Genomic DNA, 23,010 nt, shown 5'->3' on the forward strand with positions numbered 1-23,010 from the left:
TCAGTACACCCTCGGTTTCGGTGGAATGGACTGGATCTCTCCGGTCAACGGCTGCAAATGGACCGGTCGATAAACGATTCGGGAGCGGCCCGCCGGATCGGTACGCTCCGGCGAGATCTCCAGCCAGATCATCGTATGCTTGAGCCAGTTGTCGTCGTCGCGTTCGGCATAGTCCTCGCGCGCATGCGCGCCCCGGCTTTCGGTGCGGTTGAGGGCGGCGGCGACGGTGACTTGCGCTTGGGCGAGCAAATTCTGAAGCTCCAGGGCCTCCAGAAGATCGGTATTCCAAATCAAGGAACGATCGGCGACCCCGATGTCGGAAAATGACTCGGCAACTTGCTGGATCTGGTTTTTTCCTTCCTCCAGCACTTCCCCGGTGCGAAATACGGACACATGACTTTGCATGCAGCGCTGCATCCGCTTGCGCACTTCCGCCACTTTCAGGGAACCCTCGGCATGGCGAATCCGATCGAAACGCGCCAAAAGCGGGTCGAGAATATCGGACGGCAACGGCTTGTGGGGACGGCGCGGCTTGACCAATTCGGCGCAGCGGATCGCCGCCGCGCGGCCGAACACCACGATATCCAGCAGCGAATTGGAGCCCAAGCGATTGGCCCCGTGGACCGAGACGCACGCCGCCTCGCCGATGGCCATCAGCCCCGGCACCGGGGTTTCAGCGCCGCGGCGCTCCGAGTCCGGGTCGTCGTCCTTCCAGGTGAGCACCTCCCCCTCCATGTTGGTGGGAATGCCGCCCATGTTGTAATGGGCGGTGGGCAGCACCGGGATCGGGGCCTGGGTCATGTCCACGCCGGCGAATATGCGCGCGGTTTCGGCGATGCCCGGCAAGCGCTGGTGGAGGATGTCGGGATCCAGATGCTCCAAGTGGAGATGCAAGTGGTCCTTGTGCGCCCCTACCCCGCGGCCCTCGCGGATCTCGATGGTCATCGCCCGGCTGACCACATCCCGGGAAGCCAAATCCTTGGCGTGGGGGGCATAGCGCTCCATAAAGCGCTCGCCTTCGGAATTGGTCAGATATCCGCCTTCCCCGCGCGCGCCTTCGGTGATCAAGCAACCGGAGCCGTAAATGCCGGTGGGATGGAACTGGACGAATTCCATGTCCTGAAGCGGCAATCCTGCGCGCAGCACCATGCCGTTGCCGTCGCCGGTACAGGTATGGGCCGAAGTGCAGGAGAAATAGGTGCGACCGTAACCTCCGGTGGCGAGCAAGGTCACGTGGGCCCGGAACAGATGTAGACTGCCGTCCTCCAGGCACCACGCCAGTACCCCGCGGCAAACACCCTGTTCGTCCATGACCAGGTCCAGGGCGAAGTATTCGATGAAAAACTCGGCCTGATGCTTGAGGGATTGCTGATAAAGCGTATGCAAAATAGCGTGCCCGGTCCGGTCGGCGGCGGCGCAGGTGCGCTGGGCCTCCCCCTCGCCGAAACGGGTGGTCATCCCCCCGAACGGACGCTGGTAGATCTTGCCGCTGGAAGTCCGGGAAAACGGCACGCCGTAATGCTCCAGTTCGATGATCGCCGGGATGGCCTCCCGGCACATGTATTCGATGGCGTCCTGGTCGCCGAGCCAATCGGACCCCTTAACCGTGTCGTACATGTGCCAGCGCCAGTCGTCCTCGCTCATATTGCCCAGCGCGGCGCTGATTCCCCCCTGGGCGGCGACCGTGTGGCTGCGGGTGGGAAAGACCTTGGTTAGACAAGCGGTCTTGAGACCGCGGGCCGACATACCCAAGGTGGCGCGCAGACCGGCGCCGCCGGCACCCACCACCACGGTATCGTAGGTATGGGTGATGATTGGATAGGCTTTGCTCATATCATCTCAAATTGAAAATGCAATCCTAAGCGCCGCGAAGACCGCGGTTAGACCGAGCACGATCAAAACCAATTTCAATGCCAGGAGACTGCCGGTTCGCAGCCATGGCGCATGAACGTAATCCTCGATCACCACCTGAAGACCGAGCAGGGCGTGGTAAAAAGCGGCGCCCAAATAAGCCAACAACAAAACGGCATGGGCGGGATGCGCCAGCCACTGCACCATCTCGCCGTGGGAAAAAACCAAGAACCGGGACAAAAACCAGACGAACCACAAGGTCAGCGGGATCAAGGCCACCGCCGTCACCCGCTGCGCCCACCAATGGCCGGTGCCCGTTCCCGCCGCGCTCAAACCGCGCGCTCTGCCCAAGGGCGTTCTGAAACTCATGGCGCGAAACTCATCGTCAACCAGGTCAAGAGGGCCAAGGCGACCGCCGCCGCCACTTCCCACACGCCGTGGCGGGTCAGATTCGAACGCTCGAAGCCGTAACCGAGGTCCCAAATCAAATGGCGAATGCCGTGACAAAAATGCACGAATAGGGCCAACAGCCAAATCAGGATCAATCCCCGCCCGATCCAGCCGGACAGAAAGCCGCGAATCGCTGCGTAGGCGGACGGGCTTTCCGCCACCGCCAGCAGCATTCCGACCACGGCCAACAAACCGATGCTCAAGACGACCCCGGTAATGCGGTGGGTAATGGACAGTAGCGGGGTGAGCGGCAGGCGGTAAACCTGCAGATGGGGAGAAAGGGGAGAGGACGGACGATCACCCATGGCTTAAAAATCGATGCAACGGCCGTTTTTTTCCCAGTCCCGGTAACGGGTCGGATCGACCGGCCGGCCGGGGATTTCCTCGACGCCGTTAGAAATAGGAACCCTGGCCGGTTTTTCTCCTCCGGAGCTTTCCGAGCCGGAAACTGCGCGGGGGTCTTCTGCACCGCTCTCCGATTCCTTAGGGGCGGACGACAAAAGCGGATCGTAGCTGTGCATCGGGTCCTCCTGAAGATCGCGTTAGGAATTTTCCACCCTGAACTCAGGTGATTGTATGCCGGATCGATGCCGTTCTCAAGGAAATGGTCGGCACTCCGCCGATAGGTATGGTGTCCCGGAGCGCTTATAGCGGTTCTTGCCTCCCCTCCGGCAACAGTCCATTTCATGCGCCACTTGCAGAATTGCTTGCCTGCTCCAGGCCATTCTATTAACAATAACCGTCTTCTTCGCACTTAAAGAGCAACGATGAATACAGCTTGGCAAACCTTCGTCCAACAACGCCTGTCGCAAGCCTCGTCTGCGACCGGAGACATGGTTTTATCTCCCCTCCCGCCGACAGCGGCGCTGGCCATTCGGGGAGGCGATGCCGAAACCTTTCTCCAAGGTCAGACCACCTGCGATGTGCGCCGAATCACCTCCGAACAAAGCGGTCTCGGAGCCTTCTGCAATCCCCAGGGACGGGTGATCGCCACCTTTCGGATTCTGCGTGACGAAACCGGATTTCTGCTGCTGCTTTCGGCCGACCTGGCGGAAAAGGTGGCCCAACGCCTGCGATTGTATGTGCTACGTTCCGACATTACCATCGAAACCGCCGACGTGGCTTTGTTCGGTCTCATTCTGGCAAGCGCCGCTCCCTTGCAAGAACTGTTGCAGCCGCTTCCCCGGACAGTCGAAGGCGTCACCCGGGCTCGCCAATTGCTCTGGATCAAAATGCCCGGTCCGGGCGAGCGTTTTTTAATTCTGGGAAAGGCTGAAGCCGCCCGGTCCTTGTGGTTCGACTTGGCGGAGAACCGGGGGGCCACCGAACGGCCAGCCACCGACTGGTGGCTTCAGGATATCCGCGCCGGATTGCCCACCGTCACCGCCGCCACCTCGGAAGAATTCCTACCCCAAATGCTCAATCTGGATGCTTTGGGAGGCATTGGTTTCGACAAAGGCTGCTATACCGGCCAAGAGGTGGTCGCTCGAACGCATTACCGGGGGCAGGTCAAAAGACGCCTCTATCGGGCCCGGCTGGCCGCTCACGCGACACCCGCCGCCGGGATGAGACTCCTAGCGAAGGATAAAACGGTCGGCCAAGTGGTCAACGCCGCCCCCAACGACTCCGAACAAGAACTCTTGGCGGTGGTGCATTGTGACCGAGTTCACAGATCGGAGATTCACCTTGCCGATCAGGAGGCGCTCGTCTTACGGTGGCTCGAGCTCCCCTATACTATAGCTTGAGCGAGACGGAACAGGCTGCCGGACCATGCAAACGGGTTTCGACCGAAGCCGCCTGCTCCGCGCGAAACCAGGGTAGCCATACAAAGGATCCAAATACGCCATGAAAGTCAGTAACGCCCAGGAATTTCTCGATCATTTGCTCGAAGAAATCGAATCCAATCGCCTCGTCCTCCCTTCTTTGCCCGAAGTGGCGCTCAGAGTCCGAGACGAGGTCGAGCGCGGCGATATCAACGCCGCCAAATTGGCGGACATGATCGCCGAGGACGCCGCCTTGTCGGCGCGCTTGCTGCAGGTGGCCAACAGTCCCCTCTATCGGGCCCGCAGCGAAATTACCAGCCTCCAAATGGCCATCACGCGAATGGGGTACAACACCGTTCGCACTCTGTTGATGAGTTTGGCCATGCAACAAATCTTCCAACCCACCTCGACCCTGTTGGACAGTTATTTTCACGAGACTTGGCAAACCAGCGTCAATGTCGCCGCCATCAGTCGGGCGTTGGCGAGCCTGAGCCCGAAACTGGATCCCGAACACGGACTGTTGGCGGGTTTGATTCATCAGATCGGCAAGCTCCCCATCCTGACCCTGGCCGAACAGATCCCTAGTCTGGCCAACAATCAAGCCAGCCTCGACCCCCTGATCGAAAAAATGCACCCCAAGATCGGCGGGGTCATCATGAAGCATTGGAATTTTCCCGACAGTCTGTACAAGGTGGCCACCGAATACCCCGACTGGCACCGCCAACCGAACGGAGACGCGCCCGACTACGTGGACGTGGTGCAGATCGCCTATCTGGAGCACCTGACCAGCAATGCGGAACCGCTTCCCATCGATCCTCAAGAAATGGGCGCTTTCAAACGTCTGGGCCTGGCGCCTGATATCAACGTCGTGGAAATCGAGGACGTGGACGCCGCTAAACAGGTCTTTGCCTGAGCGGCTTGTGCGGGCCATCGTCAGCCGGTATAGTTCGAAATCCGATCTTTGAAGACAGGTTTCGAGCAACTCGATGAACGACGATGCGATTCGGCGCTTTCGGCGCATCGGCTTCTTCACCGTGGCGGCGGTCTATTTTTTGATTCTGGTGGGCGCGATCGTACGCGCTTCCGGCGCCGGCATGGGGTGCCCCGACTGGCCCACTTGTTTCGGCCGCTGGATTCCTCCCACCGAAGAATCCCAGCTCCCTCCCGACTACCAGGAAATCTATGCCGATCTGGGCTACGCCGAAACCCGCTTCAACCCGGTCAAAACCTGGACCGAATACATGAACCGACTAACCGGAGTCAGCGTCGGACTTCTGATGCTGGCGACGGTCGTCTGCGCCTTTCCTTTACGCAAGCAGGACCCGCCGGTCTTCTATCTGACGCTGACCGCCCTGATTCTGGTCATGTTTCAAGGCTGGCTCGGCGCGGTGGTGGTCAGCTCCAATCTCCACCCCCTGATGATCACTGCCCATATGTTGCTGGCGATCGCGATCACCGCCCTGTTGATCTACACCGTCGCCCGCTCCCAAAAACATTATTTCATTCGTCTCAACGCCCTGATCCACTCGCCCAAACTTGAAATCGCCTTGTGGTCGGTGCTGGCGCTGACTTTGGTTCAGATAGTCCTGGGCGCTCAGGTACGCGAAGCGGTGGATACCATCGCCCGAACCCATGACTACGCCGACCGCTATTTGTGGTACGCCGAACTGCCCTGGGTATTTTCCGTCCACCGGGCGTGCGCCTTTTTCATTCTGTGCGCCAACCTTTGGTTGGTCTGGCGGTTTCTGCGCATCCTCCCCCAACATCACCTGATGTTCCGACTCAATTTGGCCCTGGGATTATTGGTCCTTTTGGCCGTTGCCACCGGTATCGGGATGGAACGTCTGGGCATTCCCCCCGCCGTTCAACCGATCCACTTGTTGGTGGCCAATTTGATTTTCGGCGCCCAATTCCTGCTTTTGGTCAGCCTGCGCTTTAGTCGTTCCAAACCGGCGGAATTGCGGTATCCGGCAGAAACCGACGTTTCCTCCGCCGGGGAAACCCCGCCGATTTCTCACTGAGACCGGCAAGGCACCGCTTTCACACCGGCGGGCACCGCTTCCAGCCATTGCGGTGACAGTGAACGCTCCATCCGCACCCAATAACGGGTCGTGGTTATTTTTCGCCTGGGCATCACTGTCACTTCAATTCCCCGTTCTCGAAGCTGATCGCTCACCGTTTTTGCACGACTGAGCTGGCTATACATTCCCAGGGAAATGGCGCCTTTCCACGGCCCCTCTTCGAACAACCATAAATCTTGCAACCCTTGGGTCCGCAAACGCTCCAGATTCCTCCGGCCGGCGGAAAGCGTTTCTGCGGGGGGATACATGAGCCAGAAACCTTCCACCGAAGCGTTTTCCTCGGCTTCGATCCGCCCCTTCACGCCTGCCTTTTCAACGAAGGCATCGGCATCTTCGGTCCGAGCGAACGGGCCGATTCGATAACACCGGGGGTCCACATCGACTGTCCTATCCGTATCGCCCTCGGTTTCCGAATCGCTCTCCCTTTCCGCAGTCTGCGCCTCTTCGGAAGATGTCCCGGTTTCCGAGCGCGACGACGGAACCGAATCCGAATACTCGCCCTCAGGCGGTCGTTCGTTCAGCAAGACCAGACGCTCTACCGGGGCAAGCGGCACTTGGGAAAGGGTGGGTGGTCCGCCATGACGGCCATAGTACGCCCATAGAAAAAAAATCACATTGGCGGTCACCAAGATCCAGCACAGTTTCCTCGCCATCGTCATCGGCTCACCACCGCCAAGCCTTGCAGGACAAGATCCGGCGCCAAGTGGACCGGAGCCGAAAGCGAGGGGGCCAATTCGGCCGCGTCCCCGCCGGTCATCACCAAGGAAAGCGGCGCCCCCGCCCGGGCGTATCGGCCGTAGGTCCGTTCGATCAAGCCCAGCGCGGCTTGGCGAACGCCCCGATAGACCGCGGCGCCGGTATGATCCGCCAAGTCGCCCCCACGCGCTCCTCCGGCTGGCGCTTCGAACCGAATACCGGCGGTATCCTGCACCAGGGTTTCAGCCATGAGCGCCAAGCCGGGACAGATCAATCCGCCCCGATGGCGCCCCGTTTGGTCCAGCACATCCAGGGTCAAGGCGGTCCCACAGTCGACGATGCACGCCGGCAAGGTATAGCGATGACGGACGGCGATCATGGCCAACCAACGATCCACCCCCAAGGCCTCGGGGTTCCGGTAGCCGTTGACGACTCCGTAGCCTTCCGCCAGCGGCCGCACGAAATGGGGCGTGATCCCCCAATGGGTTCGGCTCCAGGCATTTAACCGGTCCGCCACCATTTGTCCCGCCACATTGGCGATCCAAACCTGGCGCGGCGTATTCAAATCGGCCCAAATGCCACTCAAATCAGCCTCGGCGAGGCCGTTGCGACTCCGCAAAGAAACGCCGGAAACGATCTCATCGGCGCGCAACAGTCCCCATTTCAGACGACTGTTGCCGCAGTCCACCAACAATTTCGCTTCGCGGGCCATCGAGCCGCCTTGTCTAAGCGTCATGCCGAACCCGCAATCTCACATCGCCCGCGGCCAAGAGCCGACGCCGACCGTCGTCCCGCCGCAACACCAGCGATCCCTCCTCGGTCACGTTCACCGCGGTGGCCTCATAGCGCTGCCCGATCTCATCCACCGTCACCCGGCGACCCAACACGCAATTCCAGCGCCGCCAATCCTCCAGCCATGGCGTCAAACCTTCGCTGCCATAGGCGTTCAACAAGGCCAGCAGACGACTGCTCAAGTCGCCCGCCATCCGGTTACGCGAAGGCACGGCCAGGTCCGACCGCGAAGAACCGCCCCCCAAAATGGTGCGGATATCCACCCACGGCTGATCGATCGCATCGGCGGCTCCCGGGGGAAGCCTCAAATTCAAGCCCAAACCGACCACGACGACACATTGTCCCTGCGATTCGGTGATCGCCTCGATCAGAATGCCGCCCAGCTTTCTTTCCTGCCAGAGAATATCGTTGGGCCATTTCAGCCGCAGATCCGCCAAACCCAGCGTCCGTAACACGCGGACCGTTTCCACGCCCACCGCCAGACTCAATCCGCCGAGGGACTCTCCGCGTCGAAAACGCCACAGCAAAGACAGATAAATATTGGCTCCGAACGGAGATACCCAGTTTCGGCCCAAGCGCCCCCTGCCGGCGGTCTGCATCTCCGCCAGGCAAATGCTCGCCGCGGGTCGCAGAGACGCCGTCCGGAGCAGATGCGCATTGGTGGAATTCAAGCAATCATGCACCTCCACGACCGGTGGCGGACAAGCCTCGGGAACCTGGATGGACGCCGTGATTTGCTCGGCGTTCAACCGCTCCCAGGGATGGGTCAAGCGATAGCCGCGGCCTTTGACGGCCTGAATCTCCAAACCCAAGGCCTGCAGGGATTGAACCGACTTCCACACGGTGGTACGGCTGGTTTGCAGGGTATCGGCCAATTTTTTTCCGGAATGAAACTTTCCGTCGGCCAAATGCTGTATTAAAGCTTCTACGGAGGGGGTCAACATGCACGCAGGTCAACTTGATTGCACATTTCATGAGTATACAAGAAGTCTCCCCCGGACTTGCCACCTGCGCCTATACCGACTCGGAACCGGGCGACGGTTGCTTCTCCCTCAGCCGGACCAATTGACGTTTAACCACATGCCGCACCAAGAACTCCCGGTCTTGATCGCGGATGCTGAGAAAATCGACACCGACCCGGTAATCGCCGTTTTTTCGTTGTCGGCAGTAAACCACCTTGCCGAAGGTAAGAATGCCCACGAGGGCGGGCGGCACGACCATTTTCAACTCGAGGACCTCGCCTTCGGAAAGCCCGCGCTCGATATCGAAAGCGATTCCGGAGGCGCTCAGGTTCACCTGCCGAGTGGGCTGTTCCACCAAGGGATTTTCCGCCATCATGACCGCCTGGGCCAGTACGTCGATCTTGCGCTCGAGCACCTCCAGATACTCCGCCACCTGGGGAGAATCCCGCTGGATGCGACGCAACTGGGATCGAGATTCGTGCGTCAGACACGCCAATGTGGAAGTCAGGGAAAAAGGCTCGGAAAAACGTTCCGAAAGTTGTTCGGGCTCGGGCACTTCGTGCGAGGGAACCGGCCGGTACACCAATACGATCTCGTCATCGATTCGAAAATAGCGGCGCCGATCCGGCGGACTGCCCCGGCGGATATCGCTCATAAGTCCCCCCCTTTTTTTCCTGGCCCGACTTCCGATCCCGGCTGCTCCAAAATGATTTCCACGCGCCGATTGCGGGCCCGGCTTTCGGGATTGGCATTGGGCACCAGCGGCTCGGTGTCGGCGTAACCGGCGACCACCAAGCGGCGGGGATCGATCTTGCCCTTCAGGAGTTCGTGGGCGACAGTCACCGCACGCGCCGAAGACAACTCCCAATTGGAGCGGTACCAGTCGGTGGAAATGGGGACATCGTCGGTGTGTCCGGCCACGATGACTTTTCCCCGGCCGTTTTTGACCACCCGGATAATCTTTTTCATGGACGCGCCGAAGCCCGCATTCAAGACCGCGCTTCCGGAAGGAAACGAGCCTTTCTCGTGAATCCGGATAACGATTTTCTGCTTTTCGGTTTCGATGCTGACTCTTCCGGCTTTGATCTCTTCCAACAGGGATTCCCGAATTTTTTTGGCTTGGGCTTGGAGCTTTTCCTGTTGCGCCTGCTCGAATTTTTGCCGGATTGCTTCCTGGCTCAATTCCCCCTGGCGCTCGCCCTGGGCCTGTTCGGGAATCTTCAGTTCGGGCTGATCCCGGCTTGTGGTTTGGTGAATTTCCTCCAGGGGACTCCGGTCGACCGTCGATGGCGTGAAATGCTGGGCCACCACACTGGTCCCCTTGACGGTTTCATAAGCCGGAATCTGGGTCTGCACGCCGAAGGCATTCTTCATGGAAGCGGCCATCTGGCGGAATTTGATCACGTCCATGGTGGCGAACGACAGCATCAGGACGAAGAACGTCAACAACAAGGACATCAGATCCGCGAAGGTCATCACCCAAGCGGGCGCGCCGGGTTTGCATTTGGGGCATTCAGATTCTTCCGCCATCGGTCTCCTCAGTCCTCATCGGTAGCGCGTTTCTTTTCAGGCAGATAGGTATTGAGCAAGGTCTCCAGCAACTTGGGATTCATCCCTTCCTGAATGCCGTTGATGGTCTCGATGATCAAGGATTTGGTGGTCCGTTCGTAATTACTGAGCAACGCCAGCTTATCCGCCAAGGGGATCGCAAACGCATTGGCGATGATCGCCCCGTACAAAGTGGTCAGCAGCGCCACCGCCATGGCCGGGCCGATTTTGGAGGGATCTTCCATATTGGCGAGCATCTGCACCAGACCCACCAAGGTACCGATCATTCCCATGGCCGGCGCCACGTCTCCCACCGAGGCCCACATGGTCTGCCCCATCTCGTGGCGCTTGATGGCTTGATTGATTTCTTCGGACAGCATTTTTCGGATCAGGGCCGGCTCGTGACCGTCGACGCACAGCATGATCCCCCGCTGCAAAAACAGGTTATCCACGGTTTCGTTTTCCAGCGCCAGCAGACCGTTCTTGCGCGCCGCGTCCGCCAAGCGCACCGCTTCCTCGATCAATTGGGCCGGATCGTCCACCTGGTTGAAGAACGCCTTCCACGCGATCCCGAAGGAACGCAAGAAGTCGGCCAGGGTAATCTTCATGAGCGTGGCCATGAAGGTCCCGCCAAGCACGATCAAGATCGAAGGCACATTGACGAATAGACCGACGTCACCGCCCACCACGATGGCGCCGGCAATCACCCCGAAGCCGCCTAAAAATCCGACCAGGGTCGCAATGTCCAAGGATGAACCTCCTTATCGATTTCACTCACTCCACTACAAAAAGTAGCACGCCCCGGACAAAAGGAAAGGCGGTCGCCGCTTAAAGGGGGTTTTCAAAGCCATCTCAAATTGGGGCAGGGCCCGGCGGCTTGCCCTCCGGGACGCCGTGAACCCATCCCTGGGGGCTTCCCCCCTCCCTTGCCCTCCCCCCGTTGGGGGGAGGGTTGGGTGGGGGGGATGCGAACGCCCTCCGGTCAAGCCGCCGGGCCCTACTTTGGGTCAAGGTCGACTGTAAAGGGGCTCTTAAAGCTCGATTACGCCATCCGGCCGGAACTCATCCACCAAGCGTTGATAGAAATAACCCCGGGGATTACAGAGCACCCGCGTATCCGCGCAGCGGTAATCGCGGGCCACGTGGGTGTGGCCGTGAAACCAGGCGGTGATCTCGTGTTCGTACATCAATTCCCTAAGATCATTGCAATAGGCGAAACGATTGAGCGCGCTGGGGCGATGATCCCAGCTCCAGAAACTCGGCGCATGGTGGGTCACCACCACCGTGGGTCCGGCAAAAGGAATTTGCAAGCTTTGTTCCAGCCAGTCTCGGGATGCTTGGTGCAGCATTCGATAATGCTCCAAACGAAAAGGTCCGTTGCCGAAGCGTATCTTATGAAAATCGTTCAGCGAATCGGCCAACGCCGCCACGTCTTCGTCTTCGCCCCCTAGATCGGTCCACAAAGTGCAGCCGAGAAAACGCACCCCGCCGATCACCTCGCTCCGGTTCTCCAAAAAATGCACCGGTCCGTCGAGGGCAGCCAGTTCCAGTTGCGCGAGCAAGGTTCCGTGTTCGTGTTTGTAGAACTCATGATTGCCGGCCACATAAACCACCGGCCGTCCCTGTCGGGACAACCATCGCAACCCTTGCAAGCCGACCCCGATATCGCCGGCGGCGACGATCACGTCGGCATTCACCTTGGGTAACCGCATACCGCCGAACTCCAGATGGATATCGGAAAAATAATGAAGCCTCACGTCCCGCCCATTTCCCTTATAATGTCCTCTGTTTCAGGTAAATCACACCATTATCATCAACAATATTAGCATCTGCGATTCCCAATTGAAGCTATGAGTACACCTGTCATACCCAGAAGATCCTCGTTGGGCGTCAAGGTGGGCCCCATCCAAATCGGCGGCGGAGCCCCGGTGGTGGTCCAATCCATGACCAACACCGCCACCGAGGACGTCGCCGCCACCGTCGAGCAAATCCTCGCCTTGGCCCGCGCGGGTTCGGAAATCGTTCGGATCACCGTCAACACCGACCAGGCCGCCGCGGCCGTTCCCAAGATACGCGAAGCACTGGACCGACGCGATTGCAACGTTCCCGTGGTGGGAGACTTTCATTTCAACGGCCACAAGCTTCTGGCCAACCATCCGGCGTGCGCCGAGGCCCTGGCCAAATTTCGGATCAACCCCGGCAACGTGGGGCGCGGCGCCAAACGCGATCCCCAGTTCGCGCAAATGATCGAATTCGCGTGCCGCTACCAGAAGCCGGTGCGCATCGGGGTCAACTGGGGCAGCCTGGATCAATCGGTCCTGGCGCGCCTGCTGGACGAAAACGCCGAGCTCGCCAATCCCCGCGATCTGGACGAAGTGATGCGCGACGCGGTCATCACCTCCGCCCTGGAGAGCGCCGCCAAAGCCGAGGAATGGGGACTTCCCGCCGATCGTATCGTCATCTCCTGCAAGATGAGCGGAGTGCAGGAACTGATCGCCGTCTACCAGGAACTCGCCCGGCGCTGCAACTACGCGCTCCATTTGGGCTTGACCGAAGCCGGCATCGGCACCAAAGGCATCGTCGCCTCCACCGCCGCACTCGCGGTCCTTCTCCAGCAGGGAATCGGCGACACCATTCGCATTTCCTTGACCCCGGAACCCGGCGCCCCGCGCACCAAGGAAGTCGTGGTGGCCCAGGAAATCCTGCAAACCATGGGGATCCGTTCATTCACCCCGATGGTGATCTCCTGCCCCGGCTGCGGCCGCACCACCAGCGATTACTTCCAGCGTCTGGCCCAGCAGATTCAAGGGTTCCTCAGGGAAAGAATGCCGGAATGGAAAAATCACTATCCCGGAGTGGAGGAAATGCACGTGGCGGTCATGGGCTGCGTGGTCAACGGCCCGGGAGAAAGCAAGAACGCGAATCTCGGCATCAGTCTGCCGGGCACCGGCGAAAAACCGGTCGCTCCGGTCTACCAAGACGGACAGAAAACCGTCACTTTGAAAGGAGATCACATCGCCGAAGAATTTCAGGCGATCGTCGAGCGGTACGTGGAAAACCGCTACGGTAAGCAGGCATAAAAAAACCGCTTGGATAAGGTGACCCGGTACGACCGGGGCCTTTCCCTCGCGGCTGAAAAACCGGGTAGTGAGTCGCTTAATTCCAGCGTTGCACCTGGGCCTTCCAGCTTCCGTCCGGTTGGCGTTTGAAAACGTTGTAGATCACGCCGTCATAGGAATATTTCAAATTCCCATCTACATTCGACCAACGCAGGGTCGAAACCACCGTGTCATCCTTGGCATAGATCACATTGCCCAGATCCAACTCATAACGACCGGCTTGCTTGGCCAACAAATGGCGCCAGAATTTCCGAATCGCCCGCGGATCCTTGGTCGCCTCGCCGTTGGGCATCAGCACCATGGCGTCCTCCGTATATAGCCGCAGCAATGCGTCCACGCTGCCCTTTTTCAATACCGTATTCCATTGGGCAACGGCATTGGCCGCCACTTGTTTGGACGTGTCTCCGGCCACCGCCCCCTGGGTCATACCCATCGCCAGGGCCGTCATCAACATTAGTTTCTTCAACATGGGGTTTACCTCACTTACTTTAAAAGTCGAATTTATTATAGATAACAAAACAAAATACTTCAATAATCATATCGTGTTTCCTTTTATGAAATTATAAACGGCAAGACTCCGTCGACCTTGATTCTCATAGTAGTCTTTTTCTTTGAAATTCCCGTGACGGGAGCGACAAAAATCGAGAAAGAGAATATTTCCTAATCGGGATGGGGAACGACGAAACCGTCCAAGGCCAGGCGTTGCTTGATCTCGGCCACCATGGCCTCGGCTTTGTCTTTGTCCAGATAGGGGCCCACGCGCACTCGATACATCACCCCCTCCCCGGCTTTCACCTTTTCGATGAAGGCGGCGAAACCGGCCTGCCGCAGTCGATTCTGGAGGCTGTCGGCATTGTCCGCTTGGCTGAAACTGCCCACTTGCACCGCCCAATCAGCGGGCAGCGGTACTTGAGGCGTGGAAACCCGAGGCAACGCCGGTTCTTCGGATAGGGGAAGCTCGGTCAAAGGGGGGCTGAAATCCGATTCGTCGCGCAGCGCATCTTCGAACATCATGGGCAGAAAAATAACCGCCAGCAAGACCAATACCGCCGCTCCCACCAGACGCCGCTTCAGGCGAAGATCCATTGCTTTCCTCCCAAAACCTTCGCGTTCGTAGAGCTACGGAAAAACTCCGCGACTAAAAAAAAGGAGCCGAAAACCACAATAAGACCCTCCGGACCGACCTGTTGTTCCAAGCAAGCGATCGCCTTCGAGCAATCCCGGAAAGACGCCAGAGGAAAGGGCAAGCCCACTTTCCGGAAAGCCTCGACCAGCCGTTCCCCGGAAGCGGCGCGAGGATTGTCGGGCAACTCCAGCAATACCCAGGCATCCACCGCCTGACGCATGGCATCCAAAATCCCTTCGATGTCCTTGTCGCACATGGCGGTGAACAATGCCACGATGCGACGCCCTGGATACTGATTCCGCAAGTATTCGGCAAGCAGCCCGGCGGCCTGGGGGTTATGGGCCACATCCAACAATACCTGCGGCGGACCGGGCAGGAGTTGATAACGCCCCGGCAGGCGGACCGCTTTCAATCCCTGCACGATCGCATCCTGCGTCACCGGAAGGCGATCGCCCAAGGCGTGCAAAGCCGCCATCACCATGGCCGCATTGTCCAACTGTTGAGATCCGGGGAGCGCCGGCAAGGGCAGGCGCATCCAGGCGTGCTCCGGCCCCCACCAATCCCAATCCCGGTCGCGCCGGCAATGGTCGAAATCGAACCCCAGACGCTGGAGCGATGCTTGGCGCCGATCCGCCTGCTGCAGTAAGGACAAGGGCGGACGGCGGTCGCCGATGACGGCCGGACGACCGGGACGGAAAATACCCGCCTTTTCCACCCCGATCCGCTCGCGGGTCTCCCCCAGCCAATCCTTGTGATCGATATCGATGCTGGTGATCACCGCCACATCGGCATCGACGATGTTGACCGCATCCAGGCGGCCCCCCAGCCCCACTTCCAACAACTGCACCTGAACTTCCGCCAAGGCGAAAAGCTCCAACGCCGCCAGGGTGGCGAACTCGAAAAAGCTCAGGCTGATATCGCCGCGAGCTTCGTCGATGCGGGCGAAGACGTCGACGATGGCCTGATCGGAAACCGGCAGACCGTCGATGCGGATGCGCTCGTTGTAATCCAGAATGTGGGGCGAGGTATAGGCGCCCACCGACACCCCCGCCGCCTTCAGAATCGCCTCCAGCATGGCCACGCAGGAACCCTTGCCGTTGGTGCCGCCCACGGTGATCGTCACCGGCGGCCGATAATCGGGGCGCAGCGTTTCGAAGACCCGCCGGACCCGTTCCAGCCCCAAATCGATCGACCGGGGGTGAAAGGATTGCTGCCAAACCAGCCAGTCGTTCAGGCAAGCGAAACGCATTCGGTCAGGATTCTTCGCCGCCCTCGCCTTCCGGCGGTGGCGCATCCAGGGGCAAGGTCGGCAACAAGGTTTCTGCTTCGCAGCTCTCCGAGTCGGCGCCGTAACCGGCCTGCGCAGGCGGCGTTTCCACCTTGGCCGGAGGCTCGGTGTGAGCCAGCATCGCCAGCAAGCTGGACAGGGTATCGCGCAAATCGCGTCGATCCACGATCATATCCAGGGCGCCGTACTTGAGCAGGAACTCGCTGCGTTGAAATCCCTCCGGGAGTTTTTCCCGCACTGTCTGCTCGATGACCCGGGGACCGGCGAAACCGATCAAGGCCCCCGGTTCGGCGATGTTGAGATCCCCGAGCATCGCCAGGCTGGCCGACACCCCGCCCATGGTGGGATCGGTCATCACCGAGATGTAAGGCAGACCCGCTCCCGCAAGACGTGCCAGAGCGGCCGATGTCTTGGACATTTGGAACAGGGACAGCAGGGATTCCTGCATTCGCGCCCCCCCGCTGGCGGTGAACACCACCAAGGGGATCTTGTCCTCCAAGGCGCGATCGACCCCGCGCACGAAGCGCTCGCCCACCACCGACCCCATGGAGCCGCCCATGAAGGCGAAATTGAACGCCGCCGCCACCAAAGGCCGCCCTTGCAGCAGGCCACGCACCACCACCAGCGCCTCGGATTCCTCGGTGGTTTTCTGCGCCTGAGCCAAGCGGTCCTTGTATTTCTTGGTATCCTTGAATCTCAGAGGATCGACCGAACGTAACTCCTCGCCGATCTCTTCCCGCGCTTCCGGGTCGAGAAAGAAATGCAAACGCCGCCGGCCGGAAATCCGCATATGGTGGTTGCATTTGGGGCAAACTTCCTGATTCCGCTCCAATTCGGCCTTGTACAGGATCGCGCTACACGCCGGACACTTGCTCCACAGGCCTTCCGGTACCCCCCCTTTTCGGTTTCCGTCGGTCCGAATCCGGGCCGGAACCAGTTTCTGGAACCAACTCATGCCGCCCTCGCCTCTTTATCCATCGCCGCACGCATCTCCTTGAGCAGCGCCACGATGGCGGTTTCGATCCGCTCCGGATCCCCCGAGTTTTCCTCCACTTTCTGGACCAGCGCGCTTCCCACCACCACGGCATCCGCCAACTGGGCCATTTTGGCGGCGGTTTCGGCATTCTTGACTCCGAATCCCACCCCGATGGGCAAGCGGGCCGCGGCGCGAATTTCTTCCACTTTGCGCGCCACCTCTTCCAGATCCAGATGGCCGGCCCCGGTCACGCCCTTGAGGGACACGTAGTAAAGATAGCCGCGTCCCGCGGCGTCGGCCTTCTCGATTCGCCCGCGGGTGCTGGTGGGGGCGAGCAGAAAGATCGGGTCGATGCCGGCTTCGTACAGTAAAGGCAGCATTTCGGCCTCGGCTTCCTCCGGCGGCAGATCCACCGTCAACACCCCGTCCACGCCCGCCTTGCGGGCGGCCTCGGCGAACGCCCGATAGCCCATGCGCTCGAGGGGATTGAGATAGCCCATCAGAACGATCGGGGTTTGGATGTCCCGGCGGCGGAATTCGGCCACCATGTCCAATACCTGATGCAGGCTGACGTGATGGGTCAGGGCCCGCTCGCTGGCGCGTTGGATCACCGGGCCGTCGGCCATCGGGTCGGAGAACGGCACCCCCAATTCCAGAATGTCGGCGCCCGCCGCCGCCATGGCGTGCAGCATCGGCACCGTGAATTCGGGCCGGGGATCGCCGGCGGTGATAAAAGGAATCAAAGCCTTACGCTTTTCCCGCTTCAAATTTTCAAAGGTAGTCTGAATCCGGCTCACAGCTCGAGTCCCTCCCGTGCGGCGACGGTGTGAATATCCTTGTCCCCCCGTCCCGACAAGTTCACCACGATGGTTTGATCCTTGTCCATCCGGGGGGCCAGCTTCATAGCGTAGGCGAGTGCGTGACTCGATTCCAGCGCCGGCAGAATACCTTCGACCCGGGTGACTCGATGGAAGGCTTCCAGGGCTTCTTCGTCGGTGATGCTGACGTAATCGGCGCGGCCCGAATCCTTGAGCCAGGCGTGTTCCGGACCCACCCCGGGGTAATCGAGGCCGGCGGAGATGGAATGGGTTTCGATGATCTGACCGTCGTCGTCTTCCATCAGATAGGTCCGGTTGCCGTGCAGCACCCCGGGCCGACCGGCGCACAGGGGCGCGGAATGGTGACCGCTGGCGATCCCGTCGCCGGCCGCCTCGACCCCGTACATGGCCACTTCCTCGTGATCCAAGAAAGGATAGAACAGGCCGATGGCGTTGGAGCCGCCACCCACGCAGGCCACCAGGGCATCGGGAAGACGTCCGGTCTTTTCCACGCTCTGGCGCTTGGCCTCGCGCCCGATCACCGCCTGGAAATCGCGCACCATCGCCGGATAGGGATGGGGGCCGGCCACCGTTCCGATGATGTAGAAGGTATCGTCCACATGGGTGACCCAATCGCGCAAGGCCTCGTTCAAAGCGTCCTTGAGGGTCTTGGAGCCGGAAGCCACCGGGCGCACCTCGGCGCCGAGCAGGGACATGCGGTAGACGTTGAGCTTCTGGCGCTCCACGTCCACCTCCCCCATGTAGACCACGCACTCCATTCCCAACCGGGCCGCCACGGTGGCGGTCGCCACCCCGTGCTGGCCGGCGCCGGTTTCGGCGATGACCCGGCGCTTGCCCATGCGTTTGGCCAAAAGCGCCTGACCGACGGTGTTGTTGACCTTGTGGGCGCCGGTATGATTGAGATCCTCGCGCTTGAGGTAAATCTGAGCCCCGCCCAGCTCCCGGCTCCAGCGCTCGGCGTGGTAGAGGGGAGACGGACGGCCGACGTAATCTTTCAGGTCGCGGTCCAGTTCGGCCAGAAAGTCCGGATCGCCGATGTATTTTTGATAGGCCCGGTTCAGCTCCTCCAGGGGGTACATCAACGTCTCGGCGACGAAGATCCCGCCATAGCGGCCGAAATGCCCATGGGCATCGGGCCATGGATAGTTTTCAATCTGTTCAGGTGCAGTCGCCATCATTCACCTCTCGTAAAAATGCTTTCATTTTGGCGCGGTCTTTGATCCCCTTGCCGCGCTCCACGCCGGAACTGACGTCCACCGCCCACGGGCGGACGCGTTCGATGGCGGCGTTGATATTGCCCGCTTCCAAGCCGCCGGCCAAGATCACCGGCCGGGGCAGATCCTCCGGAATCAAGTCCCAATCGAAACGCTTTCCGGTGCCCCCCGGCACCCCCGGGTGATAGGCGTCGAGCAGCAACCCCCGGGCACTTTCGAAGCGCTCGGCCTCGCGGCGGAGATCGACCCCCTCGGCCATGCGGATCGCCTTGATATACGGCCGATCGAGACGCTCGCAATCGGCCGGGGTTTCATTGCCGTGAAACTGGATGAGATCCAGGGGCACCCGCCGCAATACGGCCTCGATCGCGGCCGCCCCGGCATCCACGAACAACCCCACCGTGGTCACGAACGGCGGCAGGGCGAGGGCGATCCGCCGCGCTTGCGCCACTTCCACCGCACGCGGGCTGGGAGGATAAAACACCAAGCCGATGGCATCGACCCCCAATTCCGCCGCCGCCAACGCATCTTCGATGCGGGTAAACCCACAGATTTTAACTCGGATTCGCGCCAAAATCCCGTTCCTCTTCAACCGCTCTTAAACTGCTTCGCGGCGGTTTGTTTTTTTATGTCATTTGACCGCTCGACTAAGCGTTGCCGTCCACCCGTTTCAAATCCTGCGGCAAACGATCAAAAATCGGCGGCCGCGGGAGACCGAACTGCTCAGGATACCAAACTCCGGCCAGATAAAGCCCGTCCGGCGGCGCGGTCACCCCTCCCGAACTGCGATCGCGGGCCCAAAGCACCTCTCGGGCCCAGGCGGGAGGCCGTTTACCGCTGCCGATGGCCATCAGGACGCCGACGATGTTGCGAACCATATTGTGCAGAAAGGCGTTGGCGATGATGTCGACCCAGATCTCCTCTCCCGCCCGAATCACATCGAGGAGATAAACCCGCCGAAACGGGCTTTTGGATTGGCAGTAGGGCCCCCGAAACGAGGAAAAATCGTGCTCGCCCAACAAATAGGCCGCACCCTCCCGCATCCTTTCCACATCCAGGGGATGATACCACCAGGTGACCCGGCCGCGCAGCAAGGCGGACGCCACCGAGCGGTTGAAGATCCGGTAGCGGTACCAACGCGCGACGGCCTGGGTGCGGGCATGGAAAACCGGCGCCACCGGGCTGGCCCAAAGGACGCGCACGTCCGTCGGCAGATGGGTATTGGTTCCCTGGACCCAAGCCCGCCGGGGACGCTCGGCGCGGGTATCGAAATGGACCACCTGTTCCAGCGCGTGAACGCCGGAATCGGTCCGGCCGGAGGCGATGATCCGCACCGGATGGGCGGCGATCTTACCCAGCCCAGTCTCGACCACAGCTTGGACGGAAGGACTGTGGGTTTGATATTGCCAGCCAGCATAGTGACTACCGTCGTATTCGATTTTCAGCGCAATCCGCATCTCAACGATTGTTTATGGGAGATTATAGGGGGCGACCGGCCGGTTTATGGAGTTTATGGAGCGACCGGCCGGTTTATAGAGTAGGGGCGACCGGCCGGTCGCCCCTACTAAGTTGCTTGACCTCGGCCCGGCTCAGCTCGTGGAGACGCCCCGACGCCAACCCCTCCGGCAACACGATCGACCCGTAACGAATGCGAATCAAACGGCTCACGGTCACGCCCGCCGATTCCCACAGGCGCCGCACGATACGGTTGCGCCCTTCTGTCAAAACCACCTTGTACCAGCGGTTGGCGCCTTCCCCGCCGGCGGGTTCGATGGATTCGAAGCGGGCCGGGCCGTCGTCCAAGTTCACTTCCCGCTGCAAGCGGCTGAGGACGGCATCGTCGACCTTGCCGTAAACCCGCACCGCGTATTCGCGTTCCAATGCCCGGGAGGGATGCATGAGCCGGTTGGCCAGTTCACCCCGATTGGTGAACAGCAGCAAGCCTTCGGTGTTGATGTCCAGGCGGCCCACGTTGACCCAGCGCCCCTTGGTCAACTTCGGCAACCGCTTGAAGACGGTGGGGCGCCCTTCCGGATCGCGCCGGGTGACCACCTCGCCCACCGGCTTGTGATAAACCAGCACCCGGACCACCCCGCCCAAACGTTTGCTCAGATTGACCGGGCGGCCCTTGAGCTGAATCCGGTCGCCCGCGTGCCAACGCTCGCCCAAGCGGGCGAGTCGGCCGTTGATCCGTACCTGACCCTGGCGGATCCATTCCTCGATCCGGCGGCGCGAGCCCAAGCCGGCGTGGGCGAGCACCTTGTGCAGGCGCTCGCCGTCCGGCAAATTCTCGTCGGCGGGGGATTCAGGTGTGTGCGTCCGGCGTCGAGGCCGGGGCGTCGGTCTGTTCTTCTTCATCGACTGGCAAAGGTGGCAATTGGTGTAAATGTTGCAGATTGAAATCGTCCAGGAAACGGCCGGTGGTGGCGAATAGGGAGGGCCTGCCGGGAACTTCCTTGTGCCCCACTACGCGAATCCATTCCCGCGATTCCAGCGTACGCAGAATATTGGCGCTGACCGCCACCCCGCGGACCGCCTCGATGTCGCCCCGGGTCACCGGCTGGCGGTAGGCGATGATAGCCAGGGTCTCCAGAAGCGCGCGGGAGTAACGCCCGACTTTCTCCGGAAACAGGCGTTCGACCCAGGGACCCATCTCCCGCCGCACTTGAAAGCGCCATCCCCCCGCCACGCGCGTCAACTCCAAGGCGCGTTCGGCGTAATCGGCGGCCAATTCGGCCAGCACCGCCTCCAGCTCCGCCTTTTCAACCCCCTCGTCCGCCAACAGCGAAAGCAGCTGGGCGGTATCCAAAGGTTCGGGAGAAGCCAGCAGCAGCGCCTCGACGATTCGCTTTAAAGTCATCGCGTTTTGACTGTGAGCGGAGCCAGAGGTTCGCCTTGGAGAATTTCCACCAATCCCTCCCGGCACAACTCCAGCAAGGCGAGGAAAGTCACCACCATGCCGGCGCGCCCCTCGGCGGGATCGAACAAGTTTTCGAACGCCAATTCCCGATCGGCGCGGAGCCGGTCCAGGACGCCTCCCATCCGCTCGCGCACCGACAGCGCTTCACGCTCGATGGTATGACTTTTCAGTTGCTCGGCCCGAACCAGGACCCGATGGAACGCTTCGGCCAAATCCTCCAGGGAAACCGGGGGATAGCTTGGCGGCCGCGGGGGGAGATGGGGTTCCACGTTAACCGGGTGAATATCCCGTGCCATCCGGGGCAACGCATCCAAATCCCGGGCGGCCTGCTGGAATTTCTCGTATTCCTTGAGCCGGCGCACCAGTTCGGCGCGGGGATCTTCCTCCTCGGCCTCGTCCGATTCTTGCCGCGGGAGAAGGAGGCGCGACTTGATTTCCGCCAATAGCGCCGCCATGAACAAATATTCGGCGGCCAATTCGATTTTGAGTTCCTCCATCAGGGCGATGTATTCCAGATATTGCTCGATCACCTGACTGATGGAGACGGCCATGATGTCCAAATTTCGGCGCCGGATCAAATAGAGCAAAAGGTCCAGCGGCCCTTCGAAGGTTTCCTCCAGAATCACGCGCAGCGCGTCGGGCGGGATATAGAGATTCTCGGGAAGTTCCGTGACCGGCTCGCCGAGAACCGTGGCCAGCGGAGTCGCTATCTCGCTCATGCCAGCCCGGCCAAGCCGAAAAAGACGCCCTGCAGAGAAAAAATCACCGGCCCCAAAATCCGCCCCAGGGCTCCGGTCACCAACAGCAACAACAAGATGGGCAGGCCGTAAGGCTCCAAGTGGGCCACCTTCACCGACCACCGGGTCGGCAAGATCCCCGCCAGCACGCGTCCGCCGTCCAACGGCGGGACCGGCAAGAGATTAAGCACCATCAGAACCAGATTGAAGAAAATCCCCGCCGCCCCCATGTAGATCAGCGGCAAGGAGATATAGGACCATTCCAGCCATACTCCCAGCTTGGCCAGCAGCGACCATCCCAGGGCCATCAGCAAATTGGCGCCGGGACCGGCCAAGGCGACGAGGGCCATATCCCGCTTGGGCCGATGCAGCTTTCCGAAATCCACCGGCACCGGCTTGGCCCAGCCGAAGATGAAGCCGCCCAAAAGCAGCATGATCAAAGGGACCGCCACGGTGCCCACCGGATCGATGTGTTTGAGCGGATTGACGCTCAGGCGCCCCAAGCGTTTGGCGGTATCGTCCCCGAACCACCGGGCCGCCACCCCGTGGGCGACCTCGTGCAAGGTGATGGCGAACAAAATCGGCAATACCCAGACGGAAATTTTCTGGGCCAAGGTCAAACTTTCCATTCTCGCTCCACGGCTATTG

27 protein-coding genes are annotated in these 23,010 nt (G+C 60.6%); 4 read left to right on the forward strand and 23 right to left on the reverse strand.

Annotated elements, in window-relative coordinates; all coding sequences use genetic code 11:
- Genes sdhA through H035_RS0114015 form a run of 4 tightly spaced genes read right to left on the reverse strand, consistent with a single transcriptional unit; the run spans position 1 to position 2,822 of the window.
- Positions 1–1,833 carry a succinate dehydrogenase flavoprotein subunit gene (sdhA, locus tag H035_RS0114000; protein ID WP_022949592.1) on the reverse strand — a complete coding sequence of 611 codons (1,833 nt, stop codon included), beginning with the start codon at positions 1,831–1,833 and terminating at the stop codon, positions 1–3.
- A 6-nt stretch (positions 1,834–1,839) separates the two neighbouring features.
- Positions 1,840–2,220, reverse strand: a complete 381-nt coding sequence (gene sdhD / locus H035_RS0114005) for a succinate dehydrogenase, hydrophobic membrane anchor protein (protein WP_022949593.1) — start codon at positions 2,218–2,220, stop codon at positions 1,840–1,842.
- Positions 2,217–2,606 (reverse strand): succinate dehydrogenase, cytochrome b556 subunit, encoded by a 390-nt coding sequence (gene sdhC / locus H035_RS0114010; RefSeq protein WP_022949594.1) that lies wholly within the window; start codon positions 2,604–2,606, stop codon positions 2,217–2,219. Before sdhC ends, sdhD begins: the two co-directional genes overlap by 4 nt.
- Positions 2,607–2,609: 3 nt before the next feature.
- Positions 2,610–2,822: a DUF1674 domain-containing protein gene (locus H035_RS0114015; RefSeq protein ID WP_022949595.1), complete on the reverse strand. Its 213-nt coding sequence runs from the start codon at positions 2,820–2,822 to the stop codon at positions 2,610–2,612.
- 246 nt (positions 2,823–3,068) lie between these two features.
- Between H035_RS0114015 and ygfZ the strand changes: the two genes are divergently transcribed.
- From ygfZ to H035_RS19870, 3 genes are all read left to right on the forward strand, one after another.
- Positions 3,069–4,046 (forward strand): CAF17-like 4Fe-4S cluster assembly/insertion protein YgfZ, encoded by a 978-nt coding sequence (gene ygfZ, locus H035_RS0114020; RefSeq protein WP_084684972.1) that lies wholly within the window; start codon positions 3,069–3,071, stop codon positions 4,044–4,046.
- Positions 4,047–4,146: 100 nt separating this feature from the next.
- On the forward strand, positions 4,147–4,977 hold the full coding sequence (locus H035_RS0114025) for an HDOD domain-containing protein (RefSeq protein ID WP_022949597.1): 831 nt from the start codon (positions 4,147–4,149) through the stop codon (positions 4,975–4,977).
- 73 nt (positions 4,978–5,050) lie between these two features.
- Positions 5,051–6,085 (forward strand): COX15/CtaA family protein, encoded by a 1,035-nt coding sequence (locus H035_RS19870; protein ID WP_022949598.1) that lies wholly within the window; start codon positions 5,051–5,053, stop codon positions 6,083–6,085.
- Here H035_RS19870 and H035_RS0114035 read toward each other — a convergent pair.
- The 7 genes from H035_RS0114035 to H035_RS0114065 all read right to left on the reverse strand — a co-directional run bounded on the left by H035_RS0114035 (position 6,079) and on the right by H035_RS0114065 (position 11,900).
- Complete coding sequence (locus H035_RS0114035; RefSeq protein ID WP_022949599.1) at positions 6,079–6,804, reverse strand: hypothetical protein; 726 nt, start codon at positions 6,802–6,804, stop codon at positions 6,079–6,081. The two genes, H035_RS19870 and H035_RS0114035, sit on opposite strands and share 7 nt — an antisense overlap.
- On the reverse strand, positions 6,801–7,577 hold the full coding sequence (locus H035_RS0114040; protein ID WP_084684973.1) for a type III pantothenate kinase: 777 nt from the start codon (positions 7,575–7,577) through the stop codon (positions 6,801–6,803). The genes H035_RS0114035 and H035_RS0114040 overlap by 4 nt, the downstream gene beginning before the upstream one ends.
- Positions 7,567–8,577 (reverse strand): biotin--[acetyl-CoA-carboxylase] ligase, encoded by a 1,011-nt coding sequence (locus tag H035_RS0114045; protein WP_022949601.1) that lies wholly within the window; start codon positions 8,575–8,577, stop codon positions 7,567–7,569. Before H035_RS0114045 ends, H035_RS0114040 begins: the two co-directional genes overlap by 11 nt.
- Positions 8,578–8,647: 70 nt before the next feature.
- Complete coding sequence (locus H035_RS0114050; RefSeq protein WP_022949602.1) at positions 8,648–9,250, reverse strand: PilZ domain-containing protein; 603 nt, start codon at positions 9,248–9,250, stop codon at positions 8,648–8,650.
- Entirely contained in the window at positions 9,247–10,125 is an 879-nt protein-coding gene (locus H035_RS0114055) for a MotB family protein (protein WP_022949603.1), read from the reverse strand. The genes H035_RS0114050 and H035_RS0114055 overlap by 4 nt, the downstream gene beginning before the upstream one ends.
- A gap of 8 nt (positions 10,126–10,133) precedes the next feature.
- The gene (gene pomA / locus H035_RS0114060; RefSeq protein ID WP_022949604.1) at positions 10,134–10,892 is read right to left on the reverse strand and encodes a flagellar motor protein PomA; all 759 of its coding nucleotides are present in this window, start codon (positions 10,890–10,892) and stop codon (positions 10,134–10,136) included.
- Positions 10,893–11,174: 282 nt separating this feature from the next.
- On the reverse strand, positions 11,175–11,900 hold the full coding sequence (locus H035_RS0114065; RefSeq protein WP_022949605.1) for a metallophosphoesterase: 726 nt from the start codon (positions 11,898–11,900) through the stop codon (positions 11,175–11,177).
- Positions 11,901–11,993: 93 nt separating this feature from the next.
- On the opposite strand from H035_RS0114065, the gene ispG reads away from it, so the two are divergent.
- Positions 11,994–13,223 (forward strand): flavodoxin-dependent (E)-4-hydroxy-3-methylbut-2-enyl-diphosphate synthase, encoded by a 1,230-nt coding sequence (ispG, locus tag H035_RS0114070; RefSeq protein WP_022949606.1) that lies wholly within the window; start codon positions 11,994–11,996, stop codon positions 13,221–13,223.
- Between the two features lie 76 nt (positions 13,224–13,299).
- On the opposite strand, the gene H035_RS0114075 is transcribed toward ispG, so the two are convergent.
- The 12 genes from H035_RS0114075 to H035_RS0114130 all read right to left on the reverse strand — a co-directional run bounded on the left by H035_RS0114075 (position 13,300) and on the right by H035_RS0114130 (position 22,991).
- The gene (locus tag H035_RS0114075) at positions 13,300–13,731 is read right to left on the reverse strand and encodes a YybH family protein (RefSeq protein ID WP_026596632.1); all 432 of its coding nucleotides are present in this window, start codon (positions 13,729–13,731) and stop codon (positions 13,300–13,302) included.
- Between the two features lie 191 nt (positions 13,732–13,922).
- Complete coding sequence (locus H035_RS0114080) at positions 13,923–14,348, reverse strand: SPOR domain-containing protein (protein WP_022949608.1); 426 nt, start codon at positions 14,346–14,348, stop codon at positions 13,923–13,925.
- Complete coding sequence (gene folC / locus H035_RS19875) at positions 14,333–15,637, reverse strand: bifunctional tetrahydrofolate synthase/dihydrofolate synthase (protein WP_022949609.1); 1,305 nt, start codon at positions 15,635–15,637, stop codon at positions 14,333–14,335. The genes H035_RS0114080 and folC overlap by 16 nt, the downstream gene beginning before the upstream one ends.
- Before the next feature lie 4 nt (positions 15,638–15,641).
- Positions 15,642–16,631: an acetyl-CoA carboxylase, carboxyltransferase subunit beta gene (gene accD / locus H035_RS19880; protein WP_022949610.1), complete on the reverse strand. Its 990-nt coding sequence runs from the start codon at positions 16,629–16,631 to the stop codon at positions 15,642–15,644.
- Positions 16,628–17,449, reverse strand: a complete 822-nt coding sequence (trpA, locus tag H035_RS0114095) for a tryptophan synthase subunit alpha (protein WP_022949611.1) — start codon at positions 17,447–17,449, stop codon at positions 16,628–16,630. Before trpA ends, accD begins: the two co-directional genes overlap by 4 nt.
- Complete coding sequence (gene trpB, locus H035_RS0114100; RefSeq protein WP_022949612.1) at positions 17,446–18,669, reverse strand: tryptophan synthase subunit beta; 1,224 nt, start codon at positions 18,667–18,669, stop codon at positions 17,446–17,448. Before trpB ends, trpA begins: the two co-directional genes overlap by 4 nt.
- Positions 18,650–19,279: a phosphoribosylanthranilate isomerase gene (locus H035_RS0114105; protein WP_022949613.1), complete on the reverse strand. Its 630-nt coding sequence runs from the start codon at positions 19,277–19,279 to the stop codon at positions 18,650–18,652. Before H035_RS0114105 ends, trpB begins: the two co-directional genes overlap by 20 nt.
- Before the next feature lie 73 nt (positions 19,280–19,352).
- Positions 19,353–20,162 (reverse strand): tRNA pseudouridine(38-40) synthase TruA, encoded by an 810-nt coding sequence (truA, locus tag H035_RS0114110; RefSeq protein ID WP_022949614.1) that lies wholly within the window; start codon positions 20,160–20,162, stop codon positions 19,353–19,355.
- A gap of 73 nt (positions 20,163–20,235) precedes the next feature.
- Complete coding sequence (gene rluB, locus H035_RS0114115; protein ID WP_051149859.1) at positions 20,236–21,063, reverse strand: 23S rRNA pseudouridine(2605) synthase RluB; 828 nt, start codon at positions 21,061–21,063, stop codon at positions 20,236–20,238.
- On the reverse strand, positions 21,011–21,565 hold the full coding sequence (gene scpB / locus H035_RS19885) for an SMC-Scp complex subunit ScpB (protein ID WP_022949616.1): 555 nt from the start codon (positions 21,563–21,565) through the stop codon (positions 21,011–21,013). Before scpB ends, rluB begins: the two co-directional genes overlap by 53 nt.
- The gene (locus tag H035_RS19890; protein WP_022949617.1) at positions 21,562–22,344 is read right to left on the reverse strand and encodes a segregation and condensation protein A; all 783 of its coding nucleotides are present in this window, start codon (positions 22,342–22,344) and stop codon (positions 21,562–21,564) included. Before H035_RS19890 ends, scpB begins: the two co-directional genes overlap by 4 nt.
- On the reverse strand, positions 22,341–22,991 hold the full coding sequence (locus H035_RS0114130) for a site-2 protease family protein (RefSeq protein WP_022949618.1): 651 nt from the start codon (positions 22,989–22,991) through the stop codon (positions 22,341–22,343). Before H035_RS0114130 ends, H035_RS19890 begins: the two co-directional genes overlap by 4 nt.
- Positions 22,992–23,010: the final 19 nt, after the last annotated feature.

The sequence above is a fragment of the Methylohalobius crimeensis 10Ki genome (assembly GCF_000421465.1).
Classification (GTDB): domain Bacteria; phylum Pseudomonadota; class Gammaproteobacteria; order Methylococcales; family Methylothermaceae; genus Methylohalobius; species Methylohalobius crimeensis.